The organism is Pseudomonas sp. IT-93MI4 (assembly GCF_949767635.1).
Lineage (GTDB): Bacteria > Pseudomonadota > Gammaproteobacteria > Pseudomonadales > Pseudomonadaceae > Aquipseudomonas > Aquipseudomonas putida_A.
Genome location: NZ_CATKPP010000005.1, coordinates 124,853 through 145,482 on the forward strand (window position 1 = coordinate 124,853; position 20,630 = coordinate 145,482).

Annotated in this window: 13 protein-coding genes; 3 read left to right on the plus strand and 10 right to left on the minus strand. The window is 57.2% G+C overall.

Annotation, left to right across the window (positions count from 1 at the left end):
• Position 1: 1 nt before the first annotated feature.
• The 8 genes from ACM6I7_RS04740 to ACM6I7_RS04775 all read right to left on the minus strand — a co-directional run bounded on the left by ACM6I7_RS04740 (position 2) and on the right by ACM6I7_RS04775 (position 15,691).
• Positions 2-241 carry a hypothetical protein gene (locus tag ACM6I7_RS04740; protein WP_238547102.1) on the minus strand — a complete coding sequence of 80 codons (240 nt, stop codon included), beginning with the start codon at positions 239-241 and terminating at the stop codon, positions 2-4.
• Positions 241-4,944, minus strand: coding sequence for an RHS repeat-associated core domain-containing protein (locus tag ACM6I7_RS04745; protein WP_414888058.1), 4,704 nt, complete (start codon positions 4,942-4,944; stop codon positions 241-243). The genes ACM6I7_RS04740 and ACM6I7_RS04745 overlap by 1 nt, the downstream gene beginning before the upstream one ends.
• Before the next feature lie 124 nt (positions 4,945-5,068).
• A complete protein-coding gene (locus tag ACM6I7_RS04750) occupies positions 5,069-5,332 on the minus strand; it encodes a PAAR domain-containing protein (protein ID WP_007969244.1) in 264 nt (87 codons plus the stop codon).
• Between the two features lie 59 nt (positions 5,333-5,391).
• Entirely contained in the window at positions 5,392-5,874 is a 483-nt protein-coding gene (locus ACM6I7_RS04755; RefSeq protein WP_097089968.1) for a DUF4265 domain-containing protein, read from the minus strand.
• Complete coding sequence (locus tag ACM6I7_RS04760; RefSeq protein WP_414888059.1) at positions 5,864-10,549, minus strand: RHS repeat-associated core domain-containing protein; 4,686 nt, start codon at positions 10,547-10,549, stop codon at positions 5,864-5,866. The genes ACM6I7_RS04755 and ACM6I7_RS04760 overlap by 11 nt, the downstream gene beginning before the upstream one ends.
• Positions 10,546-13,452, minus strand: a complete 2,907-nt coding sequence (locus tag ACM6I7_RS04765; RefSeq protein WP_414888060.1) for a type VI secretion system tip protein VgrG — start codon at positions 13,450-13,452, stop codon at positions 10,546-10,548. Before ACM6I7_RS04765 ends, ACM6I7_RS04760 begins: the two co-directional genes overlap by 4 nt.
• A gap of 127 nt (positions 13,453-13,579) precedes the next feature.
• Entirely contained in the window at positions 13,580-14,095 is a 516-nt protein-coding gene (locus tag ACM6I7_RS04770) for an Hcp family type VI secretion system effector (protein ID WP_027613808.1), read from the minus strand.
• Between the two features lie 315 nt (positions 14,096-14,410).
• A complete protein-coding gene (locus ACM6I7_RS04775) occupies positions 14,411-15,691 on the minus strand; it encodes a hypothetical protein (protein WP_049827939.1) in 1,281 nt (426 codons plus the stop codon).
• Positions 15,692-15,801: 110 nt separating this feature from the next.
• Between ACM6I7_RS04775 and ACM6I7_RS04780 the strand changes: the two genes are divergently transcribed.
• Both ACM6I7_RS04780 and ACM6I7_RS04785 read left to right on the plus strand, forming a co-directional pair.
• Positions 15,802-16,932: a hypothetical protein gene (locus ACM6I7_RS04780; protein ID WP_049827938.1), complete on the plus strand. Its 1,131-nt coding sequence runs from the start codon at positions 15,802-15,804 to the stop codon at positions 16,930-16,932.
• Between the two features lie 11 nt (positions 16,933-16,943).
• Positions 16,944-18,545 carry a hypothetical protein gene (locus tag ACM6I7_RS04785; RefSeq protein ID WP_027613806.1) on the plus strand — a complete coding sequence of 534 codons (1,602 nt, stop codon included), beginning with the start codon at positions 16,944-16,946 and terminating at the stop codon, positions 18,543-18,545.
• A gap of 89 nt (positions 18,546-18,634) precedes the next feature.
• Here the strand turns inward: ACM6I7_RS04785 and mug are convergent, their stop codons facing one another.
• Positions 18,635-19,150, minus strand: a complete 516-nt coding sequence (gene mug / locus ACM6I7_RS04790) for a G/U mismatch-specific DNA glycosylase (RefSeq protein WP_027613805.1) — start codon at positions 19,148-19,150, stop codon at positions 18,635-18,637.
• A gap of 87 nt (positions 19,151-19,237) precedes the next feature.
• Between mug and ACM6I7_RS04795 the strand changes: the two genes are divergently transcribed.
• Positions 19,238-20,182 carry a LysR family transcriptional regulator gene (locus ACM6I7_RS04795; protein WP_027613804.1) on the plus strand — a complete coding sequence of 315 codons (945 nt, stop codon included), beginning with the start codon at positions 19,238-19,240 and terminating at the stop codon, positions 20,180-20,182.
• A gap of 44 nt (positions 20,183-20,226) precedes the next feature.
• Here the strand turns inward: ACM6I7_RS04795 and ACM6I7_RS04800 are convergent, their stop codons facing one another.
• The gene (locus ACM6I7_RS04800; RefSeq protein WP_027613803.1) at positions 20,227-20,478 is read right to left on the minus strand and encodes a DUF2790 domain-containing protein; all 252 of its coding nucleotides are present in this window, start codon (positions 20,476-20,478) and stop codon (positions 20,227-20,229) included.
• Between the last annotated feature and the right edge of the window lie 152 nt (positions 20,479-20,630).

Below are 20,630 nucleotides of genomic sequence, written 5' to 3' on the forward strand. Positions count from 1 at the left end.
CTTACCAGACTTCCAGAGCTGGCGCACAAAACCCGGTAACGATATCCATCACCTCCAGAATCCGATCCTCCAACTCTTCATCGGCATCACCGCGCATTGACCCCAACAGTTCATTAACCGATATAGCCGAAAAACCCTTATCTCGATACTTCAGCAGGATTTCCCGTATCGAAAGAAGATCATCCCCCCTCCTCAATGCGCCGGACAGTTCATCGTCCAACGGTTTATCAAGCGTTTTCATCATTGTTTCTCCCAATGCTCAGCCGTCGACCCTAGTGCCTTCTGGTAATCAGAAAGTGGCATGGCCTTACTAGGCTGAATGGTTCCGTGAGTTTTTTTGTCTTGCACGTAACGAAGACTTTCCGGAAGTGAAGCGGTATTCAATTTGCAGGCGCTGTCTTTGCCGGTTCCGCCGGGTAACGTGGAGGGGCGCCGATGATCCGGCAGGTTTTGCGGAGTATCCGGCGCTACGGACATCCCACCGGTATTGGGATGAACGTTCCCATCTTTATCAACTGGAATATCGACAGGACGTACCCCTAGGCCACGCGCGGTCGAGTCAGCAATGGGCTTTCCTTTTTCGTCGGTTTTCATGGCCCGATAGACATCGACCCCCGTCAGGCCCATCGGATCCACCCACCCTGTAGGGTTCGGACCATAGGTGTAGAAATTCAGACCGCCCGCATAACCGATCGGATCCTGGCTGACGAATCGCCCCACCGCCGGGTCATAGTAGCGATGCCGGTTGTAATGCAGCCCGGTCTCATGATCATGGTACTGCCCCGGAAATCTTATAGGATTTCTCACATCACTTTGTCGGGCCGATTGCGATTGCTGCTCCGATATCGCCCCCCATGCCTTGTACTGAGCCGTCCAGACCAACTGCCCCTCAGAGTCGGTCAGTTCCTGAGGCGTACCCAGGTGATCGCACTGATACCAGAGCAAAACGTCAATTGGCTGAACCGTGACCTTGCGATTCCACAACGGATCGTCATCCAGGCTGTACTCTCCCTGATACTCAGGCTGATTCGTCAGTGTAATCGGGGCATGTCGTATGGCCTGTGCTACAGGAACGAAACTACCGGGCTCGAAAATGTAGTGCACCGTGCGCCCGGCACCGCCATCCAGTTGCGCGGCACTGCTTTCCCAGGCAAGTCGGTTACCGTCCCAGCCGTAGAGCGTGAAGCCACAGCCGTACTCTCGCTGTATGCGTGCATGCTCGTTCCGGTTCCAGTGCGACCCCGCCTCGGGACGCCCCTTGGAATGGGCGACAGAGTTTTTGTGAAGACGACGTCCAAGAGCGTCATAGGCGAATTCAACCGACAAGCGTTGATCTTCAAATCGCACCAAACGGTCAAACAGATCCCATTGCAGGAAGCTCCGCTGATTGTTTTGCAGACGCTCGACCAGGTTGCCGCGCTCATCGTATGTGAACTGATTACCTTCGTACTCGTGTAGCAGGTTGTCTACCTGCCTCTCCTGGCGCGGAGACCGGTCCAGTGGTCGTCGAATTTCACTCGCCTTTTCATCAAGCAGATTACTGGCCGGGTCAAAGGTGAATGTTTCAACCACCTGTCGTGTCGCTGCTTCCAACAGTCGACCGAGAGGATCGTAACGGTATGAAATCGCGCCTCTTCGGGTATCGTTGATCGCAGTCAGTTGACCAGCGGCATCGTATTGATATGTCCGTTTGACAAGCGTCGCACCGTCCTCAATGCGCCCCAGCACCTGCTCCTGCAAACGACCGGCAGAATCCCACTTTTGCGTCTGCTGCAGGTGGTTGCCCTGATGCCGGACAATCTCACGATGAAGGTCGTCGCGCTCCAGGCCAATCAGCTCGTGCTCGTCCAGGCGTAGCCCCAACAAATGACCGCTGCCATAGGTGAGCCAGCTGACACGGTGCCCGTCCGGACGAACTGTCGCGACCCGATTGTTGAGCACATCGTACTCGTGCTGCCACACGCCAACTACCGGGGGCTGGTCCAGCCCAAGGTAATGCTGATGCTCGCGCAGCACATTGCCGGCCAGGTCGTGAAACCACTGTAAACGACTGTCTGCGTTGGCGGCTTCAATCAGGTTACCGTTGCCGTCATAAATGAAGCGCTCGCTTTGCGATTTCTCACCTTGACTGGCGCGCCGCTCAATCAGGCGTCCCATGGCATCAAAGCACACGCAAATCACACGCTCGCCGTTGACGATATGACTCAAATGGCCCGTATCAGAATCATACCGATAGCGGGTGATACGACCATCAAAGCTCTTTTCTTCCAGCAGGCGACCTATCGGGTCGTAGAGGAAATGCGCCCGGCTCTCGTTTTCGTTGTCCAGCGCCTGCAAGCGCCCGAGACGATCCCAGCGGTAGACCAATGTATGCTCATCAGCATCGATGCGCTCGGCTACAAGACCAGCAGCTGTATATTTCCAGGTAGTGCAGCGACCAAGACGATCCGTGTGCGCGAGCAACCGGGCTTCAGCGTCTCTTTCAAAATATTCCTCGGACTTGTCCGGGTGCCTGATCCAGGCCAGCTGGCCCAGTCGATACCCGTACTCGGTACTCTGGCCGGCCGCGTCGGTAAAACAGATCATCTGTCCGAGTTCGTTGTACTCCCAGGCCCTGGTCTTTCCTGAGCAGTCGACATACTCGATCAGTTGACCGGCATCGTTGTAGTCGAGCTTCTTCTCATTGCCGGCGGCGTCTTTGATCGCTGTCGGCAACCCTGCCACGCTGTAGGCAAACTCCGTTACGTTACCAAGGGGGTCGACTGCTTCCACAAGGTTGCCATGATCGTCATAAGCACGCTGCCACTGCCCCCCTTCTGCATCGCTGGTCTTGATCAGTTGATCCAGATCGTCGTAGGCAAAATGCAGCACGCTGTCGTCGGCACGCAAATGTTCGACGACGTTGCCACGCGCGTCGTAGATGAAGCGATCAGTTGTGCCGTCAGCATGTACGTGTCGAATCAGGTTTTTCGCTTCGTCACGGAACAACCATTCGGAACGTTCATCCGGATGGCGAATGCGGTACGTATAACCAAGAATGTCGTAGTAGTGCCAGGTTTCGTTACCGTACGCATCGGTGACATAGGTCAGGCGAATATTCTCGTCCCACTCAAGGCGCGTGTCGAAACTGCCGTCGTCCGCCCACTCGCGAACGGCCCGGGCATCAGCGCCTGTGCCCTGCCATTCCAGATTCATGCCCCGTCCGGTCCGATCGGTGTAACGACGGATCAGATGATGCTGGTACTCATAGCTCCAGGCCGCACCGTTCTCGTCCTGAGCCTGAATCAAATCACCGACACTGTCGTAGTGATAGGCACACAGTTGACGCTGAGGAACACCGTCGCTGATCAGCCAAAGCCCCTTCACGCGACCGTGCTCATCAAGCAGGGTGCCGAGGTGATATCTGACGTCGGCCATATCACCCTGATAGGTAATCAGGTCGGACAGCACCGGCATTCCTTCGTGGCGATGCTCGTAGTGCAGCATGATTCCCGCACCGTTGCGTAAAACCACGCCGACCAGCACGAAACGTTGTCCACGACGCAGATAGGTTTCCTTGCGTTCAAACCCTCTGCACAACAGAAGCTGGTCATCGGTCACCCGTACCAGCGTCATGTTTTCAATGGCATCGTAGTGAGTCTGCCCTGTCTCGGGCAGCACATAGTCGTGGCTGCGACCATCAGCGTCATGGAACACCAGACTCCCGCCAACACAGTCAAAACGGGTAGTCAACGATGTAATCCAGCGGGCGCCCATCTCGCTGGCGTCATACGCATCCAGACGCGAACAGTAGGTGCGTGTCCACTCGAGAGGGAATGCACCAGGCAGGTTGAAATCCGTATGGCTCAGCGATTCAGAGCCCAGGGCAAAACTGATGCTATGCACCGTGCCCGGCATGACGCCGTTTTTACATGTTTTGCAGTTATGCGTCGCTGGCGCTTGTTGGCTGCTGGCTTCAAGCCGCCCCTCTCCAGCCCTGTGCTGAGTCTTTGAAGTAGTATCCGGCTTGACGCTGGCCCCTTGACCATGTGCTCGACGCTTGCGCCAGCTCATGACAGAACCTGCCAGCATCTGCAGCAGCCAACCGATTGAATGCTGAACAGCCGGATCACCCAGCTTGTTCATTTGAGTGCGCAACTCCACACCCATAGTACGAAGCATGCCGGTATTGCTCAGCACCAAAGCCTTGGCACTGTCCGGCAACAGGTTCTTTGCCGCGCTGTTGGCAACACCTTTACCGGCAGCCTTGTAGGCGCTGAAGGCTGCGCCGAAAATATTACTGATGGCTGCCTTGGGGTCATGCAACAACTGACCTCCGGCCGCACTCATCTTGGCACTCGCCGACTTCATGTCGCCTTTTGCATCAAGCTTGCCGTTGACGACCGTTTCCAGGCCCTTGGCGATTTCGTTGACCGCGTTCTGGCCAAGCTTGCCGCCGTTGTCGAGTATTTCAGCCAGCTTCGGCTTGGCCTGCTCTACAAAGTCATCGATCGTACCGACAATGGTGGCATTCAAATGTCCGATCAGGACTTCGATCAGCGAATCGCCCAGCAGCATCTTGGCGCTGTTACGAAGTTCTTGACGCACCAGTGACAAGGTCGGACGCAAGGTCATACGCGCCGAGGCCATTGTGGGTGGGGCCGGTAAAACACCGATCAGATTGATACCCAGGCTGACCCAGTCCAGAATCTGGCGTTGCTTGCTTTTGGCAAGGACAACAATGTCTCCGAGCGCATCCACCAAGGCCATGATGTTGCCCACCACCGGCAACGCTCCGGCAACGTTCTTGACGCGCTCAAGAGTGACTACTCCACCACTGATCGATTGCAGCCAGGCATCGAATCTGGCTGCACCGCGTCCGACATCCTTGATGTCAATGGTGTTGAGCGGAACGATCGCCACTTGAGGTTCACGTACTTTCGCGACAGGCGTTTCAGTCGTCATGACTGCATCTCATCCGTAAGATAGTTCGAGACTTTAAAGAAATGATTGATGGCCTGGGCCTGCCAACACTCATGCAACAAACATCAGGTGATGCCCGGCATATGCCGATGCGGTACATGTTGATTCAACTGATCACAGCCCCTTTCGGGCCGCTTGCAATCAGCGCAGCGCCGCAAGCGGTTTTCATACCGTCCAGAGCGATGGGCGTGCCATCAACGGTGTAGGTGCTGCTGCCCTCTGCAATCGGGAAAACCCCTTTGCACAGTGGACAGCTGACCTTGTGACCGACTCCGGCAACAGGCTTGCCGTTGAGATCGGTCTGGGAGAAGGCTTCGAGCACCTTGCCACCGTGGGTAGTGGAGTCGCCCAAGCGAATGGCGTCTTTCATGTTGTCACTCCTTTGACTTGATCCTGGTCTCGTGAACCTGCCGTCTGCTGGTCTATCAGTCAGCTCTGCAGCCACCAATTGAGCAGCGTTTCATCATCTTCATCATCAATGTTTTTATAGATGTTGGCGTAATACCATTCGAGTCCGGTTTTCTCGCGGAATCGATCAAAAAACGCATTGATGCTGTCCATGCCATTGCTTGACGGCACAGCCAGTGACAGGTTGCCTTCGAAAACACCATCCAGCGTTCCACCCAGTTCATTGCCGACATCAGTTTCCAGTTGTGCAATGACGTCCTCGGGGATGTAGTCGGCGTAGATATGAATACAAAAATTCCCTCCGCGCTTCAGGACTTCAGCGTGGGTGTTTTTGTTTTTTATCGAGATGACATCACCTCGAGCCAAATTCAACGCAAGACCAGGTGAGGACAGCAGCTGATAAGTATCCTGCCCCATCGCGATTGCAGGGAGCTCCTCGAATACAGGGCCATCGTCATCTGATACAAACACCTCAATCAGAACAGGCAATTCTTTATCGTCCATATGGCGCTCCACAACTTCCACGTTCGACACACGACATCCCTTCTTTCACGTAACCGCTGTTTCCAGCACTCAGGTTACACGATGCGCCCTCAAGATCTACGTTGACATCGGCCAGGTTGCCGCCATTCGAGGTCGCCACATTTTTATGCCCCAAGTGCATGTCATCAGGATTGCTAGAGGTATGCCCGCACCGCCAGCACTTGTACACACCCACCGGTTTGCTTTTGGCAATAAGTTTTTTGCGACATGCCGCTTGTCCTTTCCGACTACCGCCGCCGACCTTGCTCGCAGCGATGTCTTTAGCGGAGGCTCCAGCACCGTCCTTCAGCGCGCGCTTGGATGGCGGTTTTCTGACCAGACCTAAAGGGTCCACCCACTGCGTCGGGTTAGGCGCGTATTGATGAAGGTTGATACCGCCCATCAGACCTATCGGGTCTTTCGAGATGAAGCGACCTACATGGGGGTCGTAGTACCTGTAGCGGTTGTAGTGCAAGTCTGTTTCGTGATCGTGGTACTGACCCTGGAAACGAATGGGATTAGTCAGCCCGCGCCGCACTGCCGAGGCTGATGTCTGTTCTTTCACCTGCCCCCACGCTTTGTATTGAGCGCTCCAGGCGATCTCACCGTCTTGATCGGTAAGTTCCAATGGTGTGCCTAAATGGTCACACTGATACCAGGCCAGGGCATCGAACGGTTGTGCTTCAGGAGCGTGACTCCACAGCGGATCATCTTCAAGATTGTCGCCGCCGACATATTCAGGCTGACTCAACAGATCAATCGAGGCGTGTGTGAGGGCTTGAGCCACCGGTACGAATGTGCCGGGCTCATAAACGTAATGGACGGTGCGACCTGTCCCCCCATCAATAGGGGCTGGACTGCTTTCCCAGGAAAGGTTGTCCCCGTCCCACCCGTACAAGGTCAAGCCACAGCCAAGCAAGCGCTGAATGCGCCCCTGCTCATTTTTATTCCAGTGCGAACCTGCTTCAGGACGGTTCACATAATGGGCTGTGGAGTGCTTATACAACCGGCGACCCAAGGCATCGTAGGCGTATCTGACCGAAAGACGATCATCTTCAAAATGCACCAACCTATCGAACAGGTCCCATTGCAATCGACTGCGTCGACCATTGTGCCAACGCAATGTCTGGTTGCCACGATCGTCGTACTCGTAATGAGTACCGACGTATTCACGTAAAAGATTGTCTACCAACCGACTACGTGCCGGGGCCTGATCAAGAGGCCGGCGCACTTCTGTCACCTTCTCGTCGAGCAGGTTGCTGGCGGGATCGAACGCGAAGTTTTCAACGCCTAGGCGACTTGCTGCGCTGATCAGTCGCCCGACCGGATCATAACGGTAGGTAAGCGGTCCGCGACGCGTATCGTTCAGCTCGGTCAACTGGCCGACCGCATCATATTGGTACTGGCGTTTGAGCAACGTCGAATTGTCGTCGCTTCGACCGAGCAGTTGCTCCTGTAGCCGCCCTGCCGGATCCCACTTTTGCGTCTGGCGCAGGCGATTCCCTTGATAACGAGCGACTTCGCGATGTAAATCATCTCGCTCATAGCCGACCAGTTCGTGATCATCCAGTTTTAACGCGAGCAAATGCCCACTGCCGTACGTCAACCAACTCACCCGATGGCCATCCGGACGAGTCGTGGCGACACACTGATTGAGGGCATCGTACTCATGCCTCCAGATGGCAACGAGCGGTGCATCCAGATCCTGATAATGCTGGTGCTCTCTGATCAGATTACCGGCCGAATCATAGAACCACAGCAACCGGCTCTGGTCGTTCGTGGCCAAAACCATGTTGCCATTACCGTCATACGCAAAGGATTCGCTTTGAGTCGCATTGCCCAGGCTCGCATGGCGTTCAACAAGCCGCCCCATTGGGTCAAACGCCATCGAAATGATGCGCTCACCGCTGATGGCGCTCGCCAACCGCCCGCTCTCAGCGTCGTATTGATAGCGTGTGGCAAGACCGTCGAAGCCTTTTTCCTCGAGCAATCTTCCGACAGGATCATAGTGAAACCGGGTGCGCTGCTCGTTTTCGTTTTCGAGTGCTATCAAACGGCCTAGCAGGTCCCAACGGTAACGAAGCGTTTGCTCGCAGGCGTCTACTCGCTCGGCAACCAGACCAGCCGCGTTATAGCTCCACGTCGTACAGCGATCCAGACCGTCAACATGAGCGAGCAGACGCCCTTCGGCATCACGCTCGAACCGCTCCTCGGTTTTATCCGGATGCGTTATCAAGGCGACATGCCCGGCCTTGTACTGATATTCGGTGCTTTGCCCTGCTGCATCGGTAAAGCAGATCATCTGACCGCGATCGTTGTATTCCCATTCGCTGGTCTTGCCGGAGCAATCGGTATATTTGAGAAGCTGACCGGCAACGTTGTACTCAAGCGTTTTCTCGTTGCCTGTTGCATCCTTGATAGCGATCAACTGACCTGCTTTGTCATAGGCGTACTCCGTCTTGTTGCCAAGCGGATCGACCGACTCCACCAGATTGCCGGCGTCATCGTAAGCTCGTTGCCACTGACCACCTTCTGCATCACTTACCTTGATCAGTTGGTCGAGATCATCGTAGGCGTAGTGAGCGACACTGCCGTCAGGGCTGATGTGCTCGAGCAAATTACCGCGCTCGTCATAGCTGTAGCGATCGGTGGTGCCATCTGTATGAACGTGACGAATCACGTTCTTCGCATCATCGCGAAAGAACCACTCTGAACGTTCATCGGCATAGCGAATCCGGTAGGTGTAGCCCTTGATGTCGTAGTAATGCCAAGTCTCGTTGCCATGGGCATCAGTGACGTAAGTCAGACGGATGTTTTCGTCCCATTCAAGGCGAGTATCGAAACTGCCGTCATCCGCCCACTCGCGCACAGCCCGGGCGTGCGAAGTGTGGCCATCCCACTGCAGATTCAACCCGCGGCCGGTGCGGTCGGTATACCGAGTCAGGAGGTGATGCTGATACTGATAACTCCAGGCCGCACCGTTTTCATCCTGCGCCTGGATCAAGTCGCCATGGAGGTCGTATTGGTAATGGCACAATTGCCGTACAGGCGCGCCGTCACGAATCTCCCAGAGACCGGTCAAGCGTCCTTGATCATCAAGCAGCGTTCCGACGTGCAAGTGGACTTTCGTGACGTCACCTTGATAGGTGATCAGGTCGGATAATACGAGGGCGTCCCCATGACGATGCTCGTAATGCAGCATCAGCCCGGCACCACTGCGCATTTTGACATCCGTCAGCCAAAAGGAACGACCACGACGGACATAGGTTTCCTTGCGCTCGAAACCGAAGCAAACGAGCAGCTGATCCTCAGCGGAACGAACCAGCGTGAGATTTTCAACGGGGTCATAGTGAAAGAGGCCTGGCTTGGGCAGGGGGAAATCGATGCTACGACCATCGGCTCCAAAAAAAACCAGTCCATCGTCCTTGCAGTCGAATCGGGTCGTAAACTCTGTTACCCACCGTGCCCCTAATTCGCCATTGTCAAAAGCATCGAACCGGGAGCTGTAGGTGCGCACCCACTCGACAGGAAATGGACCCGGCAGGCTGAAATCGGTATGGCTCAGTGACTCGGATCCCAACGCAAAGCTGATGCTGTTGCAAGTACCCGCACAAGCACCATTTTTTTTGCCATTAGCGTTGGCGTTAGCAGGAGCCTGATGGCTGCTGGCCTCGAGTCGCCCTTCACCTGCCTTGTTCTGAGCCTTACTGGTGGCGTTGGGTTTAACGCTGGCACTCTGTCCATGCCCACGACGCTTGCGCCACGTCAACACAGCACCGCTGAGCATTTGCAACAACCAACCAATCGTGTGACGCGTTCCCGGGTCACCCAACTTGCTCAATTGGGTTTTGATCTCAGGCCCCATCGCTCTCAATGAACCGGTGTGCGTCATCACCAGTTTTTTGGCCTGATCCGGCAAAAGATTCTTCGCCGCGCTGTTGGCAACCCCTTTACCTACGGCTTTGTAGGCACTGAATGCAGCCCCGAAGATATTACTGATTGCCGCTTTGGGATCGCTGAGCAGTTGATTGCCCGCCGCCGTGATCTTTTGTCCAGCCGCGCGCGCATCGCCTTTTGAATCAAGCTTGCCATTTACAACGGCCTCAAGACCCTTGGCAATTTCGGTGACTGCGCTTTCGCCGAGTTTTCCTGCATCGGCGAGAATGCCCGAGAGTTTGCCTTGAGCCTGTTTCACGAAGTCATCGATCGTGCCGACGATGGTTGCGTTCAAATGCCCGACCAGCACTTCGATCATTGAATCGCCCAACAGCATCTTGACGCTGTTACGCAATTCCTGACGTACCAGAAACAAGGTCGGACGCAAACTCATGCGAGCAGCCGCCATGGTCGGAGGCGCAGGTAAAACACCGATCAGGTTGATCCCCAGGCTGACCCAATCAAGCAACTCCCGCTGCTTGCTTCTGGTAAGCGTGACGATGTCGCCCAGCGCATCGACCAGCGCCATGATGTTGCCGACAACCGGCAGCGACCCGGCAACTCCTTTGATTCGATCGAGCGTGACGACACCACCGCTGATGGATCGCAGCCAGGCATCAAACCGGGCGGCACCACGACCTACGTCCTGCACGTCCAGCGTGTTGAGCGGAACGATAGCGACCTGCGGCTCGCGCTTCTTGGCAACGGCTGTCTCAGTCATGAGAGCACCTCCCCATTTAGCAGGCCAGGCGTCTTAAGCGATGGTTTGGGCAAGGACGGGGCCGGGAGGCTTGGCAGTTTGCCTGCCTTGCTCGCTGCGCCGAGGATGCTCGATGCACTCGGCAGCGCCGCACTGGCAAGTTTCGGCAACCCGGCCACCCCGCCCTGCACCGCCCCTTTCACCTGCTGCGCCGTCTGCATCGCGCCCTGTGCGGTCTGCATGGCGCCCATGCCGCTCTGCGCCAGTTCCTTGCCCTTCTCCAGCATGTCCCAGTTCTTGTTCGGCAGAACCTGCGCTACCATCGCCTGCACCTGGCTCGGCACGTCTTCTGCGGCTGGCGGTTTCAGCGGCCACTCCGCTTTGCCGATGTAGCTGCCCTCACTCCAGGTGTCCGCCGGATCCTTGCCGAACAACACGCGCGCGGGGCCTGGTGCAGCGCCAGAAACGCTGGCGAAACCCTTGGCGTCGAGCTTGCCCTTGATGCTTTTGCCGAGGGCGTCGATGACTTCGTAGTCGCCTTCCTTGATGCCCTGGCGCCCGGCGTACTGGTTGAACAGTTCCAGATTGCCTTTGCCCGGTTTTGGCGGTTCCGGGAACACCCCGGCCAGACTTTTCGCGCCGGTATAGGCGAAGTTCGCCGCGTGCGCGGTGTACGGGCCCGTAGTGGCGTGGGTGATGCCGCCGGCGTTGTAGGTCGTCGCGCTGCCACCGCCCTGGATCACCAGTTCGGTCTTGGCGGTGATGGTGATGCGGTCAGCATTGGCAGTGATGTTGAGTTTGGCCAGCAGGTTGATGCTGTCCTTGAGAGCCTTGACGTCGATGTCGCCGGAGGCCGCGACCAGGCGCCAGCCCATGCTTTGCACGAACAGACGCATGCCACGGCTGGCACTGGCCAGCAGGCGTTTGCCTATGGAAAAACTGGTGTGTCCGGTGCTGCTCAGCGCCAGGTGTTCGCCGGTGGCGATGTGGCTGGAGCGCGGCGTGGTCAGGGCGATACCGGCGGGGCTGGCGAGCACCAGATGCGGCTCGGTGAATTCAGGGAATTCATTGGCAGTCATGTTCGCCGGGCCGCTGCCGAGCACGCCTTGATGCTGCGCGTGCAAGGCCTTGGCCACGTCGTCCTGATCGCCCGCCTCCTGCGCTTGAAGCTCTTTGGCCTGGGTGGCGAAACCGTCCTGCTGATCGCTCGCGGTGGCGAGGCGCTCGGCGGTTTCCGGCAGGTCTTTGTGGTGCTTCGATTCGTTCGGGCGCGGCTCGGTGGTGATCAACAGACCGGCGCCAGCACGCACCGCGCCATGGCGGTCGGTGCGCAGCTCGAAACCTTCGCCACGCGGCTGCCCGCCGCTCGGGCGTGGGTGGGTCAGGTAACCGAGGTTGATCGCACTCGCACCGTGATCACTGCGCAGCGCGATGCTGATCTCGCTGGTGGTGTCATCAATGCGCAGTTCGTTGGCGCGGCTACCCTTGTATTCCTTGCTCTTGACCGTGGCCAGAGTCTTGAAGTCCGGTAGTTTGTACGGCGGCAGGTTGGCGCCGTGGTACAGGCAACCGGTGATCAGCGGCTGGTCGGGATCGCCTTCCAGGAAGGTGATCAACACCTCCATGCCGACCCGCGGAATGTTGATCGCGCCAAAGGTTTCGGCAGCCCAGTTCGAGGCCACGCGCATCCAGCAACTGGTCTTGTCGTCGTGCTCGCCTTCGCGGTCCCAGAAGAACTGCACCTTCACCCGACCGTACTGGTCGCAGTAGATCTCTTCGCCCTCGGGGCCGCAGACCACGGCGCTCTGAGTGCCGAGGACTTTCGGTTTCGGGTGATCGAGCGGCGGCCGGTACGGCACGTCCCACGGGATCGCGTTGAAGCGGTTGCGGTAGCCCTGGTGGAAATCGTCCTTGTTGTCGGTGGTGTCGCTGGTCACCGACTCTTCGAGCACTTGCGGCTGTTTGCCTTCGTGGAAGATCTCGGTGAGCAGCCACAGATCGTTCCAGGTCGGGTTGGCGTGTTCGGTGAGGGCGAGGAAATGCCCGCTGACCAGAATCGGCTGATCGCTGTTGCCTTCGGCCAGACGATAGTCAGTGCGATGGCGTTCCAGTGCGCGATTGGCCAAGTGCTTGCCGCGCTCGCGGTCAACGAAACGCCCTGGGTAATCGTAATCTTCCAGATCCGGCTGGGCGCTGCTCTTGGCGTCGCTCTCCAGCTCGATCTTCGGTTTGACGAAGTCGTAATCACGCCGAGTGGTGCGGCTGGTGCGCGTGACCAGACGCAGGCCGAAACGCTTGACCACCGGTTGATCGGCGACCAGTCCGGAGTCCTGTTGATAGGCCACTGGCGCCAGTTTCGGGAACACCGTCTGGTCATCGCCGAACATCAGTTTGTGGCCGCTGGCCGTGTGCTGGAAGTGGTAGTGAATCCCCTCCTCCTCGCACAGGCGCTGGACGAAATGCAGATCGCTTTCGTCGTACTGCACGCAGTAGATGCGCTCCGGATAAATCGCGCTCAGTTGGAAGTGATAGTCGCTGGCAAGGATGCCGTGTTCTTCCAGGACCTTGCTGATGATCTGTTGCACGGTCATCTGCTGGAAGATGCGCTGGTTGACCCGATGCGCGAGGTACGACAGCTGCGGGCGCAGGGAGATTTTATAGCGGGTCAGGCGCTTGCCGGCCTCGCCCTGGGCGATGCTGTAGATCAGCCCGTGAATCCCCGTGCCGCTGGGCGACAGCTGCAGGAACGCGAGTTTGTGCAGCAGGCTTTCGAGGTTGATCGAGGCTTTCTCACTGACCAGTTCCAGCTCGAACTCGAAGGGGGTGTTGAGCGCCTCTTTCCCGGTGAACGACAGCACCTGGAAATCGCTGTCCGCACCATCGATGGTCAGATTGAAATGAGGCTGATTGGCCGGTGAGAACATCCCTTGTTCCTCGCGCAATGCTGCGACTGACGCCATTCCATGAAGCGTGGCGCACGCAAAAAAATCTGTAGGTACAAGCCACCCCGGCCAGCCGCACTGGCCGGGGTGGTACAACCATCAGTCGCGATTAAACGACTGGAGCACGCCAGTCATCAGAACCCGAAGTACCGGATACTTCGTGGGTCCAGGTGATTTTGCGGTAGGTGAACTGCACTTCTTCCAGGTGGGTGAAGTGGGCGTTCGACGGGTCCTGGCAGTTGTGCATCTTGTTGTTGATGGCGACGATGATCGCGTCTTCCAGTTTGGTGGTGTAGTAGTGCTCTTGAGTACCTTGAGCCGAAGTGCGGTACCACTGGATAACGATTTCGCTCATGCGCTCGCCGGAAGTCAGCGCCGCTTGCAGCAGAGGCGAAGCCTTGTCGTATACCTTGGTGATGACCACTGGCTTGTGCACACGCTGACCGGTTGGCTGACCGGATTGCGGGTCACGCGGGATAATCACGTCGTGGGTGAAGGCCTGAACCATGACCTGGTCTTCGTGGCCTTCCTGGAAGGTGTTGCCCACGGAGTCGGCGGTGAACGCACCGGCAGTGATCAGACCTTGTTTTTCGCCAGTGACGGACATGTACGCTGGTGTTGCCATGGGGATGCTCTCCTTGCTCGAAAATACACAACCGACAGGCACCATTGCCTGCCCGGGTGCCTGCTCAGAGATCAAGTTCCGTGCCAGCCATCATCTAGCCATTACAGATCAAGGGGTTGGCGGCAACACCTTCGCGTTCCGGCGTTTTAAACTTCGATAAACAGAAAAAAGTGCGCAAAAAGTTGCGCAGTACTGTGCAACTTCTTGCGCACTTGGCTGGAGGGCTTGGTTTAGAGAGGCTTGAAGGGAATTCTCGGGTGAAATTGGCGAAGCAACTGCGCAACTTTTTGCGCAGTTGCAAAATCAACTCAATGTTTAGGTTTTCAAGGGCCTGCCAAGTTTCTGTGCTTTCAGTTCCATCAGCCGAAGCCGATCCTGCGCCAGAACTCTCTGTACATTTTCCACACTCCTGAAATCGGCGCGGTGATTGAAAGCCTCTTCCTGAAGATTTTCAGCAAAGGCGGCCATGCGCCTGTGGCCGATCAACCCTGCCAGCCAGCCGGTCAACTCACTATTGAAGAACGGATAGGCTCTATGGGAACCGAGGTGAACGGCGACAGCGCGCAACTCCGTCAGGCGCATAATATCCGCGAGGTCCTCATCGAAGGTGATCAACCGATCCAGGCAGAAATCAGCTCCCTTCAATCGTTGGGGATTAGCCAACGATTCCATGATTCTGAGTATGTACAGATCCCAGGCGCAATTATTGATAAAGAGCAACGGGTCTTTTTTGTCCAGAACCGAATTGAGCTTCCTGGACAGTGAGGTTTTTTGGGTATGAAAGAGAATATCCGCGCAAACAATCAGCTCACGCAGCATGAAGATGCGCAGTTCATCGTGCATGAATTTGAGCAACGCCTCCATCTTCGCTTCTGGCGATGCGGTTGAGCTGTTTTCCAGAATTTTCGCTCGCAGAATCATGCACTCGGCCGCAGCAACTTGCTGAGTCAGGGCAACATCCAGCCCCCCCTCCCGAGTCTGTTCAAAACCTGCGATCCAGTTCTCCGCCCAGGTTTCGGCCTGATCTTGGTATCGATTACGATAACGCGTCCCCCAGCCTTCACTTAGCGGGGCCTCATCAAGCGAGAGAGCGTATACAGCGGCGATCGTTTCCTTGCAGCGCTGGCGGGTTTTCGGTATCCATTTTTTCTGTGCTTCGCACAGGTAAATGTAAGAGTTCAACCGCGCGAGATCGTCTGCGCAGAATGTGCGTTGCAAGTCTGCACGAATGGCCTCGAGCTCCTCGGAAACAGACTCGACATATGACAGCTTCCGGATATAACTGGCCGTGTTTGAATCCATGAACAGCGAACTGACCAACATGTAGTTCACCCGCGTCTCGGACAATGCAGAAGTCTTGTCGATGATCCAGACGGATTTGCCACGCAGCATGGTAGAAACGAATCCCTGGCCACTGAATTGCTCTCGCTCCAATGCAAACGGCCCGCCTGATTCAGCCGATGCATACATGATGCGCCAGTCACCGAGCAACTCGACTTCCTCTTTGAAGCGCTCCAGTGCTTGCGTGTGACTTTCGGCCGAGCATACGTAATGCAGTGCCCGTTGAACTTCGTACTCCGCGTACTCTTTCGTCATCGATGCCTTCCCTTGAAATTGCAATAGACCATTACCCAATAGGCATATTGACATCAAACAGCCATCATGGAGAATCTCCTCTCTCTTTTTCCACCATGGATGGCTTACCTGTGTATCGACGCAATTTCCTGCAATCCGGCCAAGGCTACGGCGCCAACGTTCTGAGTCAGGATCGCGCACAGATGCCACGCGATGCGCTAGGCACTACCTGGATTTTCTCGAGCATCGGTGACGCCTTGTCCAAGGCGTACAACTCGACAAAAGAAACTGTCAGCGAAGTCGCTGACAAGGTCGTCGATACCGTATCCGATGCTTACGAGTCCACCAGCCGCACCGCGTCACATGCCGCTGATGTGCTCAGTGATGCCTACGACACAACGCGCGAGTCAGTCGGCAACGTTGCGGAGCTTGTCGCCGACGTCGTTTCCGAAACCGCTTCCAACGCCTATGAGGCCACCGTTGAAACGCTGTCCCAGGCAGCAGAAACCGTCGGGGACGCGGTCTTCGATGCCTATGACACAACACGTGAAACCGTGACAAAAGGCTTTGATGCCACCTGCGATTACGTCGATGACGTCGCGTCTGGCGAAAAGGAACTCAATTACTGGAAGGTGCTCGGTGGTGCGGCCATCGGCGTCGGTGCCGTCGCTGCTGCCCCGTTTACAGGGGGAGGTTCGCTCTTGGGTGCCGCGTCATTGGCTGGTTCCCTTGCAGGAGCAGGCACCCTTGCTGCCGCAGTGGGTGTCGGTGTCGCCGGTGCGATGGTTGGGGCAAACCTCGATGGTGACGCCCAGTTGCGCAAGGCGAGCTACGAGGAGGGTCGCAAAGACGCCAAAGCCGAGCACGTGGCAGAAGTGAGCGTACTTCAGGAAAATCTGGCCAGCGCCCTTGAGAGTCTCAAGGCGGCCGGCAAGCATTTCAACGCCATTATCGCCTTGCATGCCGTAGCCGTCGCAACCGCCCACTGCGACGGAGGCATCGGTGATGATGAGCGCGAAGGCATTGAACTGTTCATTGCCGGGCTTGCTTCGGGCACCACGCCGCCGGTCGTGCTTGAACGCATCGAATCGCTCTACCGCGAGCCTCCCACCGTCAGTGAAGCCTATGCCCTGGCGCAAGACTCAGGGGTAGATATTGCGATTTTCGACGAAATCATCAACCTCGTCGTGCACGCCGACTCCACCGTACATCCTCAGGAAGCTGCGTTCATGCAGGCCTGGAACGAACTGAAAAGCGCCTGAGGAACACGCCAGTGAGTAAACTCGAACAGTTTAAAAAGCAGCAAGCCTTGCGCACGCGACTTGCAAACCGCCCATTGATCCACGTCGCAGCAGCGCCCGAAGACGTGGCCGCTCTCCTCGCTGCCGAAGGTAACGCTTCGCGCTTCGCCAGCCTCGACTACCACGCGTCGCTGTCCGTCTCGATAAAATCAGCCCCTGATGAGGCACGCTTACTGCTCGAACAACTCGAGCAGCATTTCGAAAGTGCCCGGGTTGATGCCCTTCTGACCAAGGCGCAGAGGGATATCGTGGGTGCCATCGCCGGGCCGCTCGGTCTGGGTAAAGTACTGTCGGTGTACGACAAACAAGGCGGCAACGTGACGACCATTCACAATGCCCGGCAAGGCATTTATGCCCGTACCGATGACGAGTACAACCGCAAGGACTACACCCACACCAAGAACTCCCAAGAGAAGCAATTCGCCGGAAAATCGAAGCAATCCGTGGGCGCAACGTTCACCAAGGATCAGTTGGGTAAAGACGAAAATCAGTCAGACACTTACAACAAACTGGTTGATGGATATACCGGTGAAACGGTCCTTGGCAGCGAGACCAGCCCCGACCACATCGTGCCGTTGCACACCTATCACAAGGACGGCGGCTTCATGCAATCGAAGACCCGGCGCGCCGACTTTGCGACCGATACCGAAAACCTGATCTCGACCCGGCGCAGCATCAACCAATCCATGAGCGATGTCGAAAAGCAGGAATGGGCCAATAGGAAAGCCAATGGCCGCGATGAAACCAACGAAAAGCACTACGGCATCCAGGAAGACAACCTCAAGAAAGCCGTAGAGCGCGGTGAAGCGACCGCCGAGAAACACCAACCCACCACCGGCGAAAAAGCCGCTTTCTACACTACGCATGCCGCACAGACCGGCGTCACCGAAGGGTTGAAAATGGGCGCCCAGCAGGCTTTTGGCATGCTCATGGTCGAGCTTTTCAGCAGTGCCTTGGACGAGATCAAGGATCTTTACCGTAACGGTCGTCAGAACGAAACCCTGTTCGCCGACTTAGGTGAGCGACTGAAACGCGTCGGCGCGACTGTCTCTGCAAAATGGGAGCAAATGCTCGATAGCTTCAGCGGCGGTTTTGTCTCGGGTTTCGTTTCCAATGCGGTAACGGTGCTGATCAACCTTTTCGTCACCACCGGCAAGCGTGCCGTGCGAATGATCCGTGAAGGCATTTTCTCTCTGCTCAAGGCGCTGAAGACGTTCCTGTTTCCTCCCAAGGAACTGAGTTTTTCGCAGGCTGCGCATGAAGCGTTAAAGCTGCTCGCGGCAGGCGGTGTCGTCGTGGGAGGTGTAGCGCTTGAAGAAGCGGTCGAGAAGCTCATCCTGAGCGTGCCCTTGTTCACCCCCATCGCCGGGATGCTTACGGCCATACTCGTCGGCGCAGCCACCGCACTGAGTATGACGTTCGTCTGTTATCTGCTGGACAAGCTGGATCTGTTTGGTGCCATCCGTGCCGAGAGAGACAAGCAGATTATTGGAGAGTTGGATACACGGATCAGCGCACAACGGGCCGTATCGATGAGCGTTATCGACGAATTGGACAAATACCTGCTGGTATAGCTGCACCGGGCTGAGTCGCAAACCTTGCACTTGTACGGAACCGATTCATGCCCGGCCTCGCGAGCCGGGCCTGAATCCCGATCGCGCAGTTATTGGTGCTCTACCACCCTACGCAACTGCCGATAATCCACCACCAATTGTTCAAGCGTAAACGCGCGGTTCCGGCCGCTGGGATTGGGCAACACCCACACGTGCGCGCCGCCGAAGGTCCTTGCCTGCGCCCCCCACGTCACCACCTTCTGCCCCGATAACGCCGCATACGCAGCCTTGCCAAGAAAAGCCACATAACGCGGCGCATAGCGGAAGATCTTCTGTTCAAAGCCTAGGGCCGCTGCGGCGAATTCCTCCACCGCCAACTGATCCGCCCGCGCCGTCGGCCGCTCGACCACCGCCGTCAAACCGCAGTCAAATTGCAGGAGACTTCGATCGTCCTCCACCCGCACTTCATGCGGCGTGAACCCGGCCAAGTGCAAGGTGCGCCAGAAGCGATTACTGCGCCCGGCGAAATGATGCCCCTGCGCCGCCGCGAGCAATCCCGGATTGATCCCGCAGAACACCACCGACAGCCCCGGCGCCAGAATGTCTTCAAGCCCTTCACCCGCCATGCGCCCGCCCCTCATTCGCAAACATTTGCAACACCACCCACGGCAAACCCTAGAATGGCCATCCCAGCCACAGAGCCAACCACAACGATGGACGTTATTCAGACCCTGCGCTGCTTCGTCGCCGTCGCCCAGAGCGGCAGCTTCACCGCTGCGGCCGATGTGCTCGACACCACCACGACCAACGTCTCCAAAGCCGTCTCCAGCCTCGAAGCCCGGCTGCACACGCGCCTGATCAACCGCACCACCCGCCGCCTCGCCCTGACCGAAGCCGGCGTGCGTTATTTGCAGCGCGCCGAAAAAATCCTCGATGACCTGCGCGAGGCCGATGACGAAGCCGGCACCGCGCAGACCTTGCCGGTCGGGCGTCTGAAGATCCACGCCATGGCCGCCATCGGCAACCACTATGTGATCAATGCGATCGCCCGTTACCGCGAGATTCACCCCACGGTGATGTTCGATCTGACCCTGAGCAATCGCCTGCCCGACCTGCTCGAAGAAAGCTATGACATGTCGATCGTCCTCGCCCGCGACCTGCCGGATTCCGGTTTCGTCGCGCAACGCCTGGGCACCACCTACAGCATCCTCTGCGCCTCGCCGTCGTACCTGGCCAAACGCGGCCACCCCGCCACACCCGCCGACCTCGCCGCGCACGACTGCCTGCGCATCGTCAACACGGTGATGCCTGCAGAAAACTGGGTGTTCGAAGGCCCACAAGGCATGGAAACGCAGAATATCCCCGACTCCCCCTTCCACATCAACACCGCCGACGGCATGGCCACGGCGATCAGAAATGGCATGGGCATCGGCATTCAGCCGCTGGCATCAGCCGTCGAAGGATTGGTCGGAGGCACGCTGGTGCGGGTACTGCCGCAGTACCGCCTGGAGGAATACAACCTGTTCGCGATCTACCCGTCGCGCAAATTCGTCGATGCCAAAATCAAGACCTGGGTGGAGTTCCTGAAAACCGCCATCCCGCAACTGCTGGCGTCCGATGAAGACATGGCCGCGGCCAAAGAACTCGCCAACGCTTAGTGCCGCAGACCTGGAGTGTCGACCCTCCAGCGCCTGCACCGACATCAACCGTTGGAACAACCGCTGCCCATCACCTGGTATTGCACGACATGCCGTGCACCGGTCGAGTCGTCATAAGTCATCTGCACCGGCACCGCGCCGCACTGATTGGCCGCTTCGGAGATCGACACCACGTGGGCGATGTCTGCTTGAGCGGCGGCGTTGTAGGCCTCGACTTGCGCGGTCTCGTCAGCTGCAAACGCTTGCGCGCCGATACCACCGAAGACCAGAAGAAGAGCGATTTTTGCCAGTTTCATGATGTTCACCGTCTCGTGGGGGAACCGTGTTTGTTCACGGAGTGGAGACGATGTTAGGGGTTCAAGCGCACGGCAAAAATCGGTCGGTTGGACAAACACTGTGTCCAGAATGGTGATGAATAAATCCACACACCGTGGATGCCCTTTTCGCG

Bases quoted from the DNA above. Each gene is read 5' to 3' on its own strand.
- ACM6I7_RS04775 (WP_049827939.1), bottom strand. From the start codon at position 15,691: ATGACGAAAGAGTACGCGGAGTACGAAGTTCAACGGGCACTGCATTAC.
- ACM6I7_RS04740 (WP_238547102.1), bottom strand. From the start codon at position 241: ATGAAAACGCTTGATAAACCGTTGGACGATGAACTGTCCGGCGCATTG.
- mug (WP_027613805.1), bottom strand. From the start codon at position 19,150: ATGGCGGGTGAAGGGCTTGAAGACATTCTGGCGCCGGGGCTGTCGGTG.
- ACM6I7_RS04770 (WP_027613808.1), bottom strand. From the start codon at position 14,095: ATGGCAACACCAGCGTACATGTCCGTCACTGGCGAAAAACAAGGTCTG.
- ACM6I7_RS04800 (WP_027613803.1), bottom strand. From the start codon at position 20,478: ATGAAACTGGCAAAAATCGCTCTTCTTCTGGTCTTCGGTGGTATCGGC.
- ACM6I7_RS04745 (WP_414888058.1), bottom strand. From the start codon at position 4,944: ATGACGACTGAAACGCCTGTCGCGAAAGTACGTGAACCTCAAGTGGCG.
- ACM6I7_RS04765 (WP_414888060.1), bottom strand. From the start codon at position 13,452: ATGTTCTCACCGGCCAATCAGCCTCATTTCAATCTGACCATCGATGGT.
- ACM6I7_RS04795 (WP_027613804.1), top strand. From the start codon at position 19,238: ATGGACGTTATTCAGACCCTGCGCTGCTTCGTCGCCGTCGCCCAGAGC.
- ACM6I7_RS04760 (WP_414888059.1), bottom strand. From the start codon at position 10,549: ATGACTGAGACAGCCGTTGCCAAGAAGCGCGAGCCGCAGGTCGCTATC.
- ACM6I7_RS04755 (WP_097089968.1), bottom strand. From the start codon at position 5,874: ATGGACGATAAAGAATTGCCTGTTCTGATTGAGGTGTTTGTATCAGAT.
- ACM6I7_RS04750 (WP_007969244.1), bottom strand. From the start codon at position 5,332: ATGAAAGACGCCATTCGCTTGGGCGACTCCACTACCCACGGTGGCAAG.